Origin of the sequence: Lentzea kristufekii, from assembly GCF_033949925.1 — a bacterium.
GTDB lineage: Bacteria > Actinomycetota > Actinomycetes > Mycobacteriales > Pseudonocardiaceae > Lentzea > Lentzea kristufekii.
In genome coordinates, this window is the sequence record NZ_JAXAVV010000004.1 from 1 (window position 1) to 15,831 (window position 15,831).

General features: G+C 70.4%; 10 protein-coding genes. 1 reads left to right on the plus strand and 9 read right to left on the minus strand.

Going from position 1 to position 15,831, the window contains the following annotated elements; genetic code table 11:
- Positions 1 to 59: 59 nt before the first annotated feature.
- From SK571_RS09230 to SK571_RS09240, 3 genes are read right to left on the minus strand one after another with little or no spacing between them, the layout of a single operon-like run.
- Positions 60 to 1,388 (minus strand): cytochrome P450, encoded by a 1,329-nt coding sequence (locus tag SK571_RS09230; RefSeq protein WP_319983601.1) that lies wholly within the window; start codon positions 1,386 to 1,388, stop codon positions 60 to 62.
- Complete coding sequence (locus tag SK571_RS09235) at positions 1,385 to 3,046, minus strand: GMC family oxidoreductase (RefSeq protein ID WP_319983602.1); 1,662 nt, start codon at positions 3,044 to 3,046, stop codon at positions 1,385 to 1,387. Before SK571_RS09235 ends, SK571_RS09230 begins: the two co-directional genes overlap by 4 nt.
- Positions 3,043 to 3,573, minus strand: a complete 531-nt coding sequence (locus SK571_RS09240; protein WP_319984013.1) for a DUF5987 family protein — start codon at positions 3,571 to 3,573, stop codon at positions 3,043 to 3,045. The genes SK571_RS09235 and SK571_RS09240 overlap by 4 nt, the downstream gene beginning before the upstream one ends.
- Positions 3,574 to 4,216: 643 nt before the next feature.
- Between SK571_RS09240 and SK571_RS09245 the strand changes: the two genes are divergently transcribed.
- Positions 4,217 to 4,930, plus strand: a complete 714-nt coding sequence (locus tag SK571_RS09245; protein ID WP_319983603.1) for an AraC family transcriptional regulator — start codon at positions 4,217 to 4,219, stop codon at positions 4,928 to 4,930.
- A gap of 226 nt (positions 4,931 to 5,156) precedes the next feature.
- Here SK571_RS09245 and SK571_RS09250 read toward each other — a convergent pair whose 3' ends face one another.
- The 6 genes from SK571_RS09250 to SK571_RS09275 form a co-directional block, all read right to left on the minus strand.
- Positions 5,157 to 5,666, minus strand: a complete 510-nt coding sequence (locus tag SK571_RS09250) for a flavin reductase family protein (RefSeq protein WP_319983604.1) — start codon at positions 5,664 to 5,666, stop codon at positions 5,157 to 5,159.
- Positions 5,667 to 5,686: 20 nt separating this feature from the next.
- Positions 5,687 to 6,124, minus strand: a complete 438-nt coding sequence (locus tag SK571_RS09255; protein WP_319983605.1) for an acyl-CoA thioesterase — start codon at positions 6,122 to 6,124, stop codon at positions 5,687 to 5,689.
- Between the two features lies 1 nt (position 6,125).
- A complete protein-coding gene (locus tag SK571_RS09260) occupies positions 6,126 to 11,858 on the minus strand; it encodes a type I polyketide synthase (RefSeq protein ID WP_319983606.1) in 5,733 nt (1,910 codons plus the stop codon).
- Positions 11,855 to 12,787 (minus strand): enediyne biosynthesis protein, encoded by a 933-nt coding sequence (locus SK571_RS09265; RefSeq protein ID WP_319984014.1) that lies wholly within the window; start codon positions 12,785 to 12,787, stop codon positions 11,855 to 11,857. The genes SK571_RS09260 and SK571_RS09265 overlap by 4 nt, the downstream gene beginning before the upstream one ends.
- A 74-nt stretch (positions 12,788 to 12,861) precedes the next feature.
- Entirely contained in the window at positions 12,862 to 14,721 is a 1,860-nt protein-coding gene (locus SK571_RS09270; protein WP_319984015.1) for a CRTAC1 family protein, read from the minus strand.
- Between the two features lie 47 nt (positions 14,722 to 14,768).
- Positions 14,769 to 15,752: a DUF1702 family protein gene (locus tag SK571_RS09275; protein ID WP_319983607.1), complete on the minus strand. Its 984-nt coding sequence runs from the start codon at positions 15,750 to 15,752 to the stop codon at positions 14,769 to 14,771.
- Positions 15,753 to 15,831 lie beyond the last annotated feature (79 nt).

The window sequence follows — 15,831 nt, forward strand, 5'->3', positions numbered from 1 at the left end:
CCCACTCCCCACCCCCCCCCCGCCCCCCGGCCCCCGCCCCCCCCCCACTTCTGGTGTGTTCACCAGCTGGACACGGTCATCGGCAGGCCGTCCCGCATGCGCAACGTCAGCATCGGCTCCGGCACCGCCGCACGTCCCGGCACCCCCGTGAGCTTCAACGCCCTGGTGACGGTGGCGAGCACGAACGTCGCCTCCATCATCCCGAGGTGGTTGCCGACGCAGTACCGCGGACCGGCGCCGAACGGGATGTAGGCGTAGGTGGGCCGGCCCGCCGCGTCCCCCATGAAGCGACCGGGGTCGAACCTCTCGGGGTCCGCCCAGAAGGCCGGGTGCCGGTGCAGCGTGTACGGGCAGATCAGCACGTCCGCGCCGGCCTCCACGCGGTAACCGCCGATCACGTCGGACTCCCTGGCCTGGCGCGGCAGGATCCACACCGGCGGATACAGCCGCATGACCTCCTGCAGCACGGCCGACGTGTAGGGCAACACGTGCAGGTCCTCGAACACCGGCATGCGGTCCCCCAGCGCACCGACGACCTCGTCGTGCACAGCGGCGGCCACGTGCGGATGCCGGTCGAGCAGGTGGAACGCCCAGCTCAGCGTGCTCGCCGTGGTCTCGTGACCGGCCAGCAGCAACGTCACGAGCTCGTCGCGCATCCGGCGCCGCCCGACGGCCGGGTCCGTCTCCGCGCGCGTCGACTCGACGAGCCGCGACACCACGTCGTCGCTGTCCGCCCGCGCCCCGTCGGCAACGAGCTGGTCCACCACGCGCTGCAGATCAGCCCGCGCCCGCCGGAATCTGAGCTGACGTCCCAGCGGCACCCAGGTCGGCACCGCGCTGAGCGACATCATCTCGAACATCGCCTGGTCCTGGACCGCCTCGAACGACGCCCCGAGCGTGTGGAACTCGCTCAGGTCCGCGTCGAGCAACACCCGGCCGAGCACCCGCAACGTCAGATCGGTCATCTCCGCACGGACGTCGACGGTCTGGCCGCGCGCCGAACCCAGCCGTGCGGCCATGTCCTCCGCCTCCCGGGCGATCACCCCGGCGTACCGCGCCATCCGCTTGGCCTGGAAGACCGGCTGGATCACCTTGCGCTGCTTGCGCCACAGCTCACCGTCGCTGGTGAGCAGGCCGTCGCCGAGCGCGCGCCGGGCGTGTGTCAGGCCGATGCCCTTGACGTAGTTCGCGGCGTGGTCGGCGAGCACGTGCTTGGCGTGGTCGGGATGGTTGAAGTAGTTCAGCGTCTTGGGTCCCAAGGGCAACCGCACGACGTCGCCGTAGTGCGCGGACATGGACGACATGACGCTCAGCCGGTTCCTGGCCATCTTCGCGAGCACCGCGAGGGTCGCCCGCCGCGGTGGACCAGGGGCGAGTGCCGCCGTCATTCGGTCACCAGGTGCGAGACCAGGGGCAGGACACCGTTGCGCGCCGACGTCTCGCCGTCCGGCGACGGCGCCCCGTAGGACACGTCGACGCCGCGTTGCCGGGCCGCCCGCACGATCGCCGGCACGGCGCGTTCGGCCAGTGCCGCGATCGTCATGGCCGGGTTCACCGTCAGCGCGCCGGGCACCGCGGACCCGTCGGTCACGAAGATGCCGGGATGCCCGCGCAGCTCGTGGTTGTCGTCCAGCGCCGAGGTCGCCGGGTCGTCGCCGATGCGGCACGACGACAGCGGGTGCACGGTGTACGCGCCCACGACGTCGTTCGTCCACGGCATCACGCGGGACATGCCGTCGCGTTCCAGGATGTCGCGGACGGCCTCGTCGGACTCGGCCCAGCCGCGCAGGGTGTTCTCGGTCGGCTGGTAGCTGATCGTGCCGCGGCCGAGCATCTGCTGGGAGATGCGGTGCGCGTTGCCGGTCGGTGGCGGCGGGCCGAAGACTCCCTCGTTGTCGTCTTCGGACATCGTGAACACGGTGAGCCACGACTTCCACCGGCGCAGGATCTCCTTCTTCTCCACGCCGAACCAGCTCGGGCCGGTGGCGTCGGGCGCCTGGGCGAGGATGGTGCCGAGGCCGGGCGGGAAGTACAGCTGTTCCAGCGAGAACCGCGAGTACTCGGGCAGCGAGCCGTCGAGCCGGTCCCAGCTCGCGACGCACGGGCCGCGGCCGATCTGGTTGGCCTGGTAGGTGACCGCCTCGTCGACGCTGATGCCCAGCACCTCGCGCACCCTGTCCTCGTTGAGGATCGCGGTGTTGAGGCGCTCGCCGTTGCCGGAGAAGTACCTGCCGGCGGCGTGGGGCATCGCGCCGAGCGTGGGCTCGGACCGTTGCAGGATCACGGGCGTGGCGCCGGCGCCGGCCGCCAGGACCACGATCTTCGCGTCGATCGTGCCGCTGCCGGTGGACACGCGGTAGTCCTCGCCGTCGATCACGTTGTAGTGCACGCGATAGCCACCACCGTCCGTGATGGACAGTTGCTGGACCTCGTGCAGCGGCCGGATCTCCGCGCCATGGGCGAGGGCCGCGGGCAGGTAGTTCAGCAGCAGGGAGCGCTTCGCGTCGAACTTGCAGCCGGACATCATCCAGTTGCAGTTGGTGCACAGCGCGGTGTCGATGGCGGCGGGCACCGGGTTCGCGGTGTGGCCGGCGTGGGCACAGGCCGCGCCGAAGAGTCCACCGCCGTAGGTCATCGTGTCCCAGTCGGTGGTGCTGATCGGCAACGCCTCGGCGACCCGGTCGTACCACGGTTCGAGGCTCTCCCTGGTGATCGCGGCGGGCCACATCCGCCTGCCGATCGAGCCCTGGCGGTCGAACACGAAGCGCGGCGCCCGCGGCATGGCGGCGAAGTAGACGACGCTGCCGCCGCCCACGCAGTTGCCGCTGAGGACGCTCATGCCGTCACCGACGACGAAGTCGAACACGCGGGTGGAGGACGAGCCGAGCCGGAAGTCGTGGTCGAACTCGTCCGCCTGGAGCCAGGGCCCCCGTTCGAGCACGACGACCCGCGCGCCTCCGGCCGCGAGGTGGTAGGCGGTGATCGCCCCGCCGAACCCGCTGCCGATCACCACGATGTCCGTCTGCTCCACTGTGGACGCGGTCATGCCGGGCTCCCTGAAGAAGTCGTGTCCGGGTGGCGGCGCGCGAGCGGCTTGCCATAGGTGTAGTCGGGAAAGCGCCACACCCCGTCGGGGTCCGGCGGGGCGAACCCGATCGTCAGCAGCCCGGGATGACCTGCCGCGATCGCGTCGGTGGTGTGCATGTGGGCGCCGGTGTCGAAGGCCATGTTGCTGAACAGCGCGATACCGACCCAGACCTCCTTCTCCGGGTGGCCGGGTGTCGTCAGCAGCTGCACCAGGGCGGTGCGGTCCGCGAACGGCAGTGCGACGAAAGCCGGCAGCGCTGGGTCGAGTTCGACGTCGTGCTCGGCCGCGTACGTGGCCGCGTGCGTGTTCAGCAGGCCCGCGAGCGGGTCCAGCAACGCGGCCATGCCGCCTTCGGGCATGCGCAGCAGCTCGATGGCGCCGGCCGCGACGGCACCGGGACCGGCGCTCGCCCCCGCGACCGCGACGTCGTCCGGCCACCTCTTCTCGCCGGGCACGATCGTGTCCGCGAACGCCTCGAACGTCATAGTCGTGACGTCGATCTGCGGAGTCTCCGTTTCGGTGGCGGTCACGTGCGCGTCCTCCTGTCCTCTTCGGTCGGGCGAACGCCCGGTGATGGTGCGAGCAATGACTTTCACCGGCCGAACAACCCGTTCGGCGGAAGACACGGAAGGCAGTCAATGCACGACCAAGGCTTTCCGCGGACTCCATTCTCGCGAGCGTCATCCGAACGGCGCATCTCCCGGATTGCGGTCTCGATGAATTGGAGATCAACTCCCGGGATGGGATGATCCCCTTTGCGCACGGAGGGCGACAAAGAACACGACACCCCTGGGAGCGGACCCACAACTCCAAGCGGTCCATCCCACTGGACCGCTCAGAGCAACCCGGGTTGTTCCTCCGCACCGCACGACCGTGCGTTTTGTTCATAGCCAAAACGCAGAGGCGACATAAAGGTCTTCGATCGCCTACCCAGAGTGAGGAAAAGAGCAGGTCGCTATGCCGGAATCGCACCTTGCCTGGCGTTTTGCCCGCTGCTAGCTTCGGTTGGGATGATTCCAACGCACTTTCCCAACAACTGGAGAATCCACCACAGTCACCACAACGGCGGAATCGGGGGACCCAATGGACAAGCTCGGTGAACAAGCAGTGGCCAGAGTAGTGGATGCCATGCAGACGAACCTCGGCGAGCGGATAACCATCGACGACATGGCCAAGGTCGCGATGTTCAGCAAGTTTCACTTCACCCGAGTGTTCCAGCGGGTTACCGGGGTTTCGCCGGCACGTTTTCTCTCGGCGTTGCGACTGCAAGAGGCCAAGCGGTTTCTCGTGGCGACCGATCTGAGGGTCACGGAGATCAGCCACCGGGTCGGTTACAACAGTCCCGGCACGTTCAGCTCGCGGTTCAAAATCAGCGTCGGACTCTCCCCCACCGAGTACCGGCAGCTGCGTGGCCGCACGACGCGCATCCCCGTCGACAACCGCAAGAACATCGTGCTGCGCCGCACGAGTTCGGTCAGCGGGCGGATCTACTGCCCGGCCGGGTGCGAGCCCGGTCCCACGTTCGTCGGCTTGTTTCGCGACCCGATCCCGCAGGGCGCGCCGGTCAGCTGCGCGGTGCTGCCGGGGCCGGGTCACTTCGTGCTGGAGAACGTGCCGGAGGGCGCTTGGTACCTGCTCATCCACACCGTCCCACCGGGCAGTGAGCACACGGCAGACCGCATGCCTTCCGTGGGCTCGCACGGGCCGTTGGTCGTGTCGAGCAGCACGATGGCGCACGTCGTGGACGTCGTCCTACGCCCGATGTCGGCCATCGACCCGCCGGTGCTCATGGCGTTGCTCGACGTCCGCACCACCGCGCTGGAGGCTCCGCGGGCGAGCTAGTGGCGCGACTCGGAACGTTGGCGAGGTAATTCACGCTCAGCAGGGCACCTCGCGGCACCGCCCCCACGCCCCCATACATCCAGTACGAGGACGTGGGGGCGGCACCACGATGCACCCGTCTGACCGCGAATTCCCCCGGCAACCTTCCGAGCCACACCACTAGCAGGACGAGAAGAAGGCGGGTCGCCAGTGGCGGCCCGCCTTCTTCTCGTCCTGCTCAGGTATTTCAAGCCGACAGACCGGAACGCTCCAGTGCGTGGAAGGCGCCGTTGAGGAACAGCAACGCGTTGCGGCCGGCCGGACCGTCGGTCGCGAGGAGGCGGCCGAGGAAGATCGTGTGGTCGCCGCCGTCGTAGGTCCGCCACAGCGCGCACTCGAACCGGGCGAGCGCGCCGCCGATCAGCGGCGCGTCGATCCGGCTGCCCGGCACCCAGTCCACCGCGTCGAACTGAGCACGGCCCGCCGGCCGCCACCGGCTGGCGAAGTGCCGCGCGACGTCCTCCTGGTCCGCGGCGAGCACGGACACCCCGAACGCCCCTGCGGCGGTGAGGTGCCCGTGCATGGACGCGTCCCGGCCGACGCACACGAGCACCAGCGGCGGGTCGAGGGACACGGACGTGAAGGAGTTCGCGGTCATGCCGTGCGGTGACGGGCCTCCGACGGTGACCACGGTGACGCCGGTCGCGAACGTGCCGAACACACGCCGCAGCGTCTTCGGGTCTTCGAACTCGTCCATGCAGGTCTCCCCCGTCATGATCAGGCCGCCACCGGCGCGTACCGCTCGAGCGCGAGACGCAGCGAGTCCGGCACCCGCGCCGGCCTGGTCGCGTTGTTCGGGCCGCGCATGCACGCCACCCGCTGGGCTCCCCGCGCCACGAGCTTCTCCGCTCCGCCCGCGCCGACCAGGACGTAGTCGAAGCCGAACTCGACCTGCGTCTGCGCCAGCTCGACCAGCGTCATCCTGACCGCGAGCTCGTCGAACGCGGTGAGCTCGGCGTAGAACTCGCAGTCCACCTTCAGCGTGAAGAGCTTCAGGTCGTCCTGGAGCTCGGTCAGCACGTCGGGGGCGTGCCGCACCAGGAACATCTCCCGGCACCGTCCCTGCCAGCGCAGGTAGTTCACGTAGTACACGTTGCCGACGAGGTTGGTCTCCTCGAAGCCGACCGTGTGCCTGATCTCGAAGTACGACTCCACGTCAGCTCCCCTCCATCAGCAGCACGGCCGCCACCACGGGATTCGAGACCCCGCGCAGGGACGTCACCAACGTTGCAATCCGCAGTCCCGGTGCTGTGAAGACCCGCCAGCCCTGCGGCCCACCCGGTTCCGGCGTGAGCGGTGTGTCGAGCGAGAGACCGGCCTTCTGCAGGCACTCGACGGCCGACCACACGCGCGTGGCCGCCACCGCGAACGGCTCACCGGCCTCGGCGAGCAACGCCGCCGTGCGGTGCCGGCGACCGAGGAGCCCTTGCCACACCTGGTCCTCCTGCTCGACCACGTCCTGCAGGTCGCAGGCCGTGGCGCGATCCGCCGCGACGCAGAGGGTGACGCCGGCGGCGTGGGACGCCGACACGGTCAGCCCGCCGTCCACCTCCGGCCGTCCGTCGGCCCGGTACCGGACCTCGGTCTCCCGTCCCAGCAGCCGGCTCACCGCGAGCGCGGTGCTCCTGCGCCTGGTGGCCCGGTCGGTGCCGGGTTCGCGGTCGGGCTCCACGACCACCGCGACCCGGTGGCCCAGCAGGTCCTCGACCTCCCGCTCCAGGTGGGAGCCCAGCAGCGGGGCCACCCACGGGCCGGCGGATCCCTTGCGCCGCAAGGCACGCAGGTGCAGGCCCTCCCACCGCTCCACGAGCTCGTCGCCGTCGAACACCGCGATGTCGTAGACGTAGGTGTCGCCGTCGCGGTGCCGTTCGGTGGCACGCATCCGCACTTCGCTCGCGCCGATGCCCGCGCCCGCCGGGTACACGCGGTCGATCCGTTCCGGCAGCAGCGTGCCGTCCGGGACGCAGACCTGGTTGCCGTGCATCAACGCGTCCCGCATGCCCGGATCGGCGAGCAGCAGGTCGGCGGGCAGGTACCCCGCGAACCCGTCCGGGTGCGCGCTCACCGCCACGTCGGCGTCGACGTCGCGGGCGCGGGCCTCGTGGAAGCGCCGCAGCCGCTGGAATCTCGCGCCCTGGAACATGGTGTCGCCGTACAGCTGGGTCGCCGGGTCGAGCGCGACGGGCGGCAACCCCGCGTCCGGGACGTTTTCCCCCAGGGGCAAGGTGTTCCCGTACGACAGCCTGGCCACGAAGTGATCGACCTCGAACGCCGTCTCCGAGCTGCGGATCGCGACGTCCACCACGTCGTCGGCGGTGACCACGGCGGCGATCCGGACCGTCGTGGACCCGCGTGGCGGCACCACGATCGGTCGCAGGAACCGGATCCCGGACAGCGCGGGCGTCGACTCGTGTCCGGTGACCGCCGCGGCGACCTGGGTCATCGCCTCCATCCCGTAGACGGCGGGGAACAACAGGTTGCCGTCGAGCAGGTGGTCGGCGAGGTAGAGGTCGGTGCCCGCGTTCAGCTCGACCTCGGTGACGAGCTCGACGCCGTGGTAGCGGACCAGCGGCTTGTCCACGAACCGCAGCAGTGGCAACGGCGGCAGGTCGTGGCGCACGGTGTCGACGCCTTCGGTGCGCCCGCTGACCACGACGACGTCCGGCGTCTCGGGATCGACGAGCAGCCGCCGCAGGATCCGGACACCCTCGTCCGGTGGGATGGGCGCGACGCCGTCCCGGGAAAGCGACTCGACCACGGCCAGCCGCTCCCCCATGCCGACACCGGACCACACCGACCACTCCAGGCACAGGGCCCGGCAGGACGGGTGGCCGTCGGCGAACTCGCGGGTGAGCGCCGCCAGCCAGTCGTTGGCGGTGCCGTAGTGCGCCTCGCCGCGCAGGCCCGAGCGGCCGATGATGCTGCCGAACGTCACCAGCAGCCGCAACGACCCCGCGTCGACGGCGCCGAGCACCGCGCGCAACCCGTCGATCTTCGGTGCCATCGTCGACCGCAGCCGATCCGCGTCCACTGTGGACAAGGCGGCCGGCTCGTTGCGCCCGGCGCCGTGCAGCACGGCGGTGACCGGGCCGAGCACGGCCTCCAGCTCCCTGACAGCGGTACGCATCCGTTCCGCGTCGGTCACGTCGGCCACCGCGTAGGCGACCTCGATGCCCCTGGCCCTCATGCGGTCGAGGTTCGCTGCCAGCTCGGCATCGGCGGAGGGCTCGGACCTGCCGAGCACGGCCAGCCGCACACCCCACTCCTGCGCGAGCGAGATCGCGCACTCGGCGGTGATTCCCTTGCCGCCGCCGGTGATCAGCAGCACGTCGGTGTCGGTCAGCGGCGGGATCTCGGCGGACGGCGACACCGGCAGTGCCCGCATCGTCGGCACCGTGCGCGTCATCTGGCTGTCGTAGCGGACTTCGCTGAACGCCGTGGTCGCCAGCACCTCAGGCAGCACGACGTCAGAGCTCGCGCCCGCGGGCAGGTGCACGACGGTCACCCGCACGCCCGGTGCTTCCAGCCGCAGCGTCTTCGCCATGGCCGCCGCACCCGCGTCGTGCTGCACCAGCACGAACCTGCCGTCACCGCGTGCGGCCGCGGACTTCGCGCCCCGCAAAGCCAGCTCCAGGTGCCGTTCCTCGCACACCTCGGGCAGGCAGACGAGCACACCGTCGCCCGCCGCGCCGCGTTCGAGGTCTCGCCGCAACCGTTCAGCGAACGGGTGGGAGTCCTCGGCGTAGAGCTGCCATTGGCCGTCGTCCTCGTGAGCGGCGACGGGCCGCAACGGCACCGGGTCGTCGTCCACGACGAACGCCCGCGCCCACGGTCCGGCGCCCGTGACGACGGTCGCCGCGGCATCGGTGTCCCTCGCGGTCGCACCCAGGTCGTCCAGCGCGTCGGCCAGTTCCCGCACGGTCGCGGTGGCGAAGTTCGTCGGCGCGCTGGCGGGCGGCACCCCGAGCCGCTGGGCCGCCTCGTTGACGAGCTGGCCCACGGTGATCGAGCTGAGGTGCAGGTCGTCGAGCAGCCTGCTCTCCGGGGCGACCGCTTCGCTCGGCAGTTCGGCCCGTGCGGCGGCCATCTCGCGCAGCACGTCCACTGTGGACGTCGCGGTGCCGACGACGGTCATGCCCGCGACGGCCGTGACGACCAGGTTGCCGGCGCCGACCGACAGTTCCGGCGCCTGTTCGCACGGGCTCGCGAAGAACGAGAACTCCTGGCCGACTCGCAACGGCCGGACCAGCCGGTCCGCGAACAGGGCGGCCGGGTTCAGCGCGGCTCCGGTGACGTGCGCGGCACCGACGACGCCGAGCAGCGACACCAGCGACTCGTCGTCGGTGTCCAGCGCGACGACCGGCACCTGCCCGACGTCGGCGGCCAGCGTCGTCAGCACCCGGCCGGGACCGACCTCGACGAGCAGGTCCGCGTCCTTGGCCGCGACAGCGATCGCCTGCGAGAACAGCACCGGATCGGTGATCTGGGCACGCAGCAACCCGCGGATGTCGGTGTCGGCCGCCAGCGTCTCGCCGGTCACGGTGGACACGACGTGCCCGCTGATCTCCGTGAACGTCTCGGCACCGAGCTTCGCGTGCAACGCGTCGGCCGCCGGTGCCACGAGCGGCGAGTGGAACGCGTGCGAGACCCGCAACGCGGTCCCGCGCACGCCTTCCCGCGCCGCCGCCTCCACCGCGGCAGCCACCCCCGCGTCCGTTCCTGCGACGACCGTCTGCTGGGGACCGTTGAACGCGGCGATCACCACCGGCAGCTCGCGAACGAGTTCGCTCACCACCTCCGCCGACGCGCCGAGGCTCGCCATCGTGCCGGAGGCGCTGTGCTCGGCCATGGTCGCGCCACGCACGGAGGCCACGCGCAGCAGCGTCCGTTCGTCGATCGCCCCTGCCCAGTGCAGCGCGGTGATCTCGCCGAGGCTGTGCCCCACCGCGACGTCCGCGGTGACACCGAGTCCGGCCAGCACGCGCAGCCCCGCGAGCGACCCGGTGACGATCCGCGGCTGGGCGACGGACGTGGCGACCATGTCACCGGACGTCGGCAGCGCGGCCCGTTCGTAGACCTCCCGCGCGGCCGCGAACCGCCGCCGCATCGCACCGCCGCTGGTGCCCTGACCGGATCCCTGGCCGGGGAAGAGGAACCCGACCGTCGCCGGTTCCGTGACGTGGCCGAGGAAACCGCGGCCGTCCGGCCCGAACCACGTGACGGCACCGGAGCCGGCCGCCTCCAGCACGCGGTTGAGCCCGCGCACGGCGTCCTCCGGCGACCGCGCCACCACGGCGGCGCGGTACGGCCGGTCCGCCAGTTCGGTCTGCAGCGTCGCCGCGAGGTCACCCAGTTCCGCGTAGGACACCCGTGCCGCGAACTCGGCCAGCTCGGTCAGCCTGGCCCGCAACGACTGCGCGGACTCGGCGTCGACCAGCAGCACCTCGGCGTCCTGCGCGGCAGCGGAGATCTCCAGCGCACGGGCGTCGGGTGCCCGCAACGGCGCGGACGACTCCAGCACGACGTGGGTGTTGATGCCACCGAAACCCATGGCCGTGATGCCGGCCCGCAGCGGAGCACCGGCAGGCCACGGTTCGGCGTTGCGCAGGACCCGCAGGGTCGCCGCGTCCTCGGTCAGCACCGGATGCGGGTCGACGCAGCCGATCGTCGGCGGCAACGTCTGGTGGTGCAACGCCAGCGCGGCCTTGATCAGACCGGCCACGCCCGCCGCCGCCTTGGTGTGGCCGATCATGCCCTTGATGGTGCTGATCGCGGCAGGGGCCGCCGCCGGGTCGGCATCCGCACGGGCCTGCGACAACGCCCGCAGTTCGGTCGCGTCACCGACCTCGGTGCCGGTGCCGTGGCCCTCGAACAGCGGCACGGTGTCGACGCCGAACCCGGCCCGTTCGTAGGCGCGGGCCAGGGCGAGCCGGTAACCGCTCACCTCCGGCCGGGTCATGCCGCCCCAGCCGTCGGAGGAGACGCCCCAGCCGGCGACGGTCGCGTAGACCCGTTGGTGCGGCTGAACGTCCTGCTCGCGCATCAGCACGACCATGCCGCAGCCCTCACCCGGCCAGAAGCCGTTGGAGCCGCGGTCGTACACCCGCATCTCCGACCGTGCGAGCGCTCCGGTCTTGGCGAACCCGACGATCTCGAACGGGTCGATCGACAGGTCGACCCCACCTGCGACGACGACGTCGAGGTCGCCGTCCACGAGCCGGCCCGCTGCCGTCGCGACGGACAGCAGCGACGACGAGCAGGCGCCGTCGACGGTGTAACCCCCGCCGTTGAGGCCGAAGTAGTTGCAGACCCGGCCTGCGATCGTGTTGGCGAGCCCGCCGGCGAGGCTGTCCTCGTCGATGGCGGGGAACGGGCTCTTGTACGTCGCCTCCAGGTCGGCGAGGAAGCCTTCCAGCTCACCGTCCGCCCAGCCGCGGGCCTTGAGCGACGCCGCGACCGTGCGGCGCACGTACGGCCACCTCAGCCGCATCAGGTTGGCTCTCGCGAACTCCCCTGTGAGCGTGTTGCCGACCACGACACCGGTGCGTTCGCGAGGAAGCCCTTCACCGCCGGCGAACCCCGCGTCGCTGAGCGCCCTGCCCGCCGTGTCGAGCGCGAGCCAGTGGGTCAGGTCCGTGGAGCGGTAGGTGCTGCCCGCGATCCGGTGTGCCACGCGGTCGAACTCGTAGCCCTCGATGACGGCGGCGGTGCGGGCGTAGAAGCGGTCGGGCGTCGAGGGGTCCGGGTCCCAGTAGTCCTCCAGCCGCATCCGCTCGTCCGGGAGCCGCCGGAACGCCCTGCGGCCCGCCAGCGCGTTCTCCCAGAGCTCCTCCGCCGACACCGCGTCCGGGTAGCGGCAGGCAACACCGACGATCGCGATCCTGGTCATGCCGGTACGACCTCCTTGCCCAGTGTCGACGGAGGCGAGACGACCTTGCCGTTCTCCGTGGTGCTCCCGGCTTCCTTCGCCAGCGCCTGGGCTGCCTCGTGCTGCTCACGCGCCTTGTTCACGAAGTGGATGCCCCACAGGAACATGCCGCGGATCAGGCACACCAGCGCCGTCGCGAAGAACAGGCCGTATGCGATGTGCACGCCGGTGAAGAAGCCGTACGCGAGGGCCACGCCGCCTCCGAACGCGATCTGCGAGATCGGCTTCGACGGGCTCGTGCCGGGGTCGGTGATCATGTAGTTGGTGAACAGCACGAACGCGACGCCGGTCATGGTGAGCAGGGCGCCGGGGATCGAGGTGCCGAACAGGATTCCCCTGACCACCGACTGGACCACGAAGAAGAACAACCACGACAGGATCAGCCACATCCGGCCGGTGAGCTTCGCGTTCAGCATCGTGCCGGCGGTGACGATGATCGCCGGGATCAGCCAGTCGAACAGGCCGGTGACGTTCTCGGTGAAGTGGTAGGGCGGCACGATGCTCGCCCACGGGAAGATCAGCAGGATGACCGCGATACCGAAGTTGGAAGGGTTCATGTAGTGCCGCAACCGGCCGCGGACCGGCGCCCGCAGCACCCACTTGGCTCCGACGGCCACGACGACGCCGAAGATCATCACCCAGATCTGGTCGTTGACGTAGATGAGCATGTTCATCGCGAGACTGGTGATGTGCGCCGGGTAGAGGAACTCCACCACGCCGCGCACCCCGTTGCCGAGGAACCTCGGTGGCCGCCCGTCCGTCCTGGCCCCGACGAGTTCGAGTCCGATCTCGACGGTGTAGCCGGTCAGCAGTGCGATGAACGGCCAGAGCCACGGTTGCTCGAACCCGAGCACGGAGTATCCGATGATGTTGAACACCGTCATCGACATCGCGAAGTTGCGCAGTGCCTTGACGACCTTCGGGTCGTGCCGGGGCACGTTCGCCGCCACGTCCGTCACGTCCGTCACCTCTCCTTAGCCTGGGAGCCGAGTTCGATCAGGTGCCTGCCGGGGGCGAGCGTCAGCGTCTGCTCGCGGGTCTGTCCCGAGCGGTCGCGCCAGTTGAGCCGCACCTCGACGGGTCCGTCGGTCTTGCCGAGTCCGATGTGGACCTCGTGGCCGCGTTTGCCGGAGTGCCCGCCACCGCCGTCGACGTGGCCGATGAACGTGCGTCCCTCCTTGGTGGTCGCGGTGACCTGGGTGCCGACCGCGGGCGATCCGCCCTCGTGGCACAGCCGCAACGTGAGACCGCGGCCCTGCGACGGGCCGGAGTTGCGGTAGAACACGGGTTCCGCCCACTGGCGTGCCACGGCGAAGTCGAGCTTGCCGTCGCCGTCCGCGTCGCCCGTCGCGATGCCGCGGGTGGGCACCGGGACGGCGAGGCCGAGCTGGTCGGCGATGTCGACGTACCGGTCGCCGTCCTTCACGTAGAACGCGAGCCTGTGGTTGCCCCCGACGTCGTCGCCGACCGTGACGCGCGGCCAGGAGACGGGGTGGCGCAGCGCGAGGTCGTTGGCGGTGGCCAGCTCCTGCAGCTGGGGCCACCTGTTGACCTGGCCGCGGACGAAGCCGGTCGCCTGGGCGATCGCGGGTTCGCCGGAGTTGGCGAAGTCGGCGATCTTGACGTCCCAGCCCCAGCCCGACCACGCGGTGCCGGCCGGCGCGCTCACGTCCTCCCACGGCGCCTCGTTGTTCGCGAGCTTGGCGCGCAGCACGTTCCGGTCGCCGGTCTGCGACATGAACTGGAAGTTGCTCTCCTGGATGCCGTACGACGTGGTGATGTTGCTGACGAACATGTCGTAGACGCCGTCCTGGTTGAGGTCGCCGAAGTCGACCCCCATGCCCTTGAACGAGTCGTGGCCGACGACCTTCGACTTCGGGGTGAGCGCGGTGCGCACGCCCTCCACCAGTGCCAGCTCGATGCGGCCCGGCGTGGACCTGTTGTGGTACATGCGATCCGGGCCGAAGTCGTTGGCCAGGTAGAGCTCGGGCAGCAGGTCTCCGTCGAGGTCGGCGGCCGCGGCGCCGAGCTCCCAGCCCTTGGAGGCGTCCAGGTCCTGCACGCCGTCCTGGACCTCGTAGCGGGGCACGCCCGCCGAGGTGGAGTTCCAGCGCAGGAAGTAGTTCTCGCCGCCGTTGTAGGCGGCTGACATCGAGTCGTTCATCTCGACCCCACCGCTGACGGAGGGATCGAGCACGGGGCCGTGCGGGAAGTAGTTGCCGATGAAGATGTCGTCGTGGCCGTCGCCGTCGAAGTCGGCGACCGCGGCGGCGTTGGAGTTCCACTGCGGACCGGTGTAGCGGCCGGACGTCGCGTTCGCACCGGGCACCAGTTCAGTGGCGGTGTAGGAGCCGGCGGTGAGCTTGTCCTGGCCGTCCGTGGAGATGTGCGCGATCGGGGTGCGGCCCCACATGTAGACCAGCAGGTCCATGCGGCCGTCCTCGTTGAAGTCGCCGGGCACGCAGCCCATGGGCGCCATCACGTCGTTCATCGGCAGGGTGCCGGGTGAGAGCGCGAACGCCTCGTAGCGCTCCTCCTTCGCGCCCGGTGCCGGCGTCACGACGACCTGGTCGATCCGCGGGTCGACGACGCACAGGTCGTTGTCGAGGCCGTCGCCGTCGAGGTCGTTCATCGCGATCGCCGCACCGACCGAGGAGATCCAGGCGTCGATGTGCTGGTAGTCCTTGTTGACCTTGCGGATCGTCTGCTGGTCGAACCCGCCGGGGAGCGAGATCGACATCGGGGTGAAGCCGTAGCCGCTCGCCACGTCGCGCTTCTCCGCCTGCGACGCAGCGGGCAGCCGGGCCATCAGGAAGGTCACCATCACGAGAACGAGCGCCAGGATTCCCGGCAGCTGTTTGCGGGTCCAGCTCACTGCTCCACACCTCCTGAGTGGACGTACTGGTCGGCGAAACCGCGCCGCCACAGCTCGTAGGCGGGCACGTCGTCCCGTCCGGGCCCGGCCGGCTTGAGTGCGCGGACCCGGTGCGCGGCCTCGTCCGCGCCGGTGCCGCACAAGATGTCGGTGGCGACGTGCGTGTGGTCGACGGTCAGACCGGCGAGTGCTCGCGCTTCCGCGGCGAACGCGCTGCCCTGGGCGACCACCGCGCGATGACGTCCCGAGTGCTCGGCGAACCAGCGCAGCTCCTCGGGTCCCGCGCCGCCCGCGTAGGTCGCGGCGAGACCCGCACCCGCGTACAGGTCGGCCCGGCGCGTGTCGGGGAAGCCGTCGATCAGCTCGGCGACCTGGGCGGCGTCCGCTCCTCCGACGAACCACAGCGCACGCCCGATGCCCTGGTCGATCGCGCGGTTCGCGTACCAGGCCGGGCCGCTGAACGGCCACGGGAAGTCAGGTTCGCGGTAGTGCCGGTGCACGTACTTCTCCGTGTGGAAGTACGCCTGGTGGAAGCCGTAGCCGTCCATCAGGAGCCACTGCAGCAGCTCGTCGCCCACCGCGAGCTTCGGCCAGCGGAACCTCGGCACGCGGGCCATCGCCCAGCCGACCCCGACGTAGACCATGTAGACGTGCTTCCCGCCGGCTCCCGCGAGGAACTCCGCCACCCGGCCACCGCCGCCGAACGGCAGCGCGTCGAGCGTGGCGAACCCCATGCCCGCGCCCTCGTAGGCGAAGCCGCGGAACTGTGGAGGCACGGTGTCGAGGAGCCGCTCCGCCTCCGCGGGTGCGCGCGCCTCGACAGCGGTCGCGAACCCGAAGAGGAAGTTCCGGCCGATGCTTTCCAGCAGTTCCTTCGAGGCTTCGTTCTTGTGGTGAAATCCACGTACTTCGAGCGTGGCCTCCGAACTCTTCGGCGTCAGCAATCGACGCCGCAAAGCGCGCAATCCCGCTTTGGTCACGATGCACTCTCCCCAACCGGACATATTCCCGACATCATTCTTTGCGTCACCGCAGCGGGATGACATCTTCCAGCATGCT

What these genes read in the sequence shown, in the direction of transcription:
- SK571_RS09230 (WP_319983601.1), bottom strand. Translation starts at nt 1,388, where the DNA reads ATGACGGCGGCACTCGCCCCTGGTCCACCGCGGCGGGCGACCCTCGCG.
- SK571_RS09235 (WP_319983602.1), bottom strand. Translation starts at nt 3,046, where the DNA reads ATGACCGCGTCCACAGTGGAGCAGACGGACATCGTGGTGATCGGCAGC.
- SK571_RS09240 (WP_319984013.1), bottom strand. Translation starts at nt 3,573, where the DNA reads ATGACGTTCGAGGCGTTCGCGGACACGATCGTGCCCGGCGAGAAGAGG.
- SK571_RS09245 (WP_319983603.1), top strand. Translation starts at nt 4,217, where the DNA reads ATGCAGACGAACCTCGGCGAGCGGATAACCATCGACGACATGGCCAAG.
- SK571_RS09250 (WP_319983604.1), bottom strand. Translation starts at nt 5,666, where the DNA reads ATGGACGAGTTCGAAGACCCGAAGACGCTGCGGCGTGTGTTCGGCACG.
- SK571_RS09260 (WP_319983606.1), bottom strand. Translation starts at nt 11,858, where the DNA reads ATGACCAGGATCGCGATCGTCGGTGTTGCCTGCCGCTACCCGGACGCG.
- SK571_RS09265 (WP_319984014.1), bottom strand. Translation starts at nt 12,787, where the DNA reads ATGTCGATGACGGTGTTCAACATCATCGGATACTCCGTGCTCGGGTTC.
- SK571_RS09270 (WP_319984015.1), bottom strand. Translation starts at nt 14,721, where the DNA reads ATGGTGACCTTCCTGATGGCCCGGCTGCCCGCTGCGTCGCAGGCGGAG.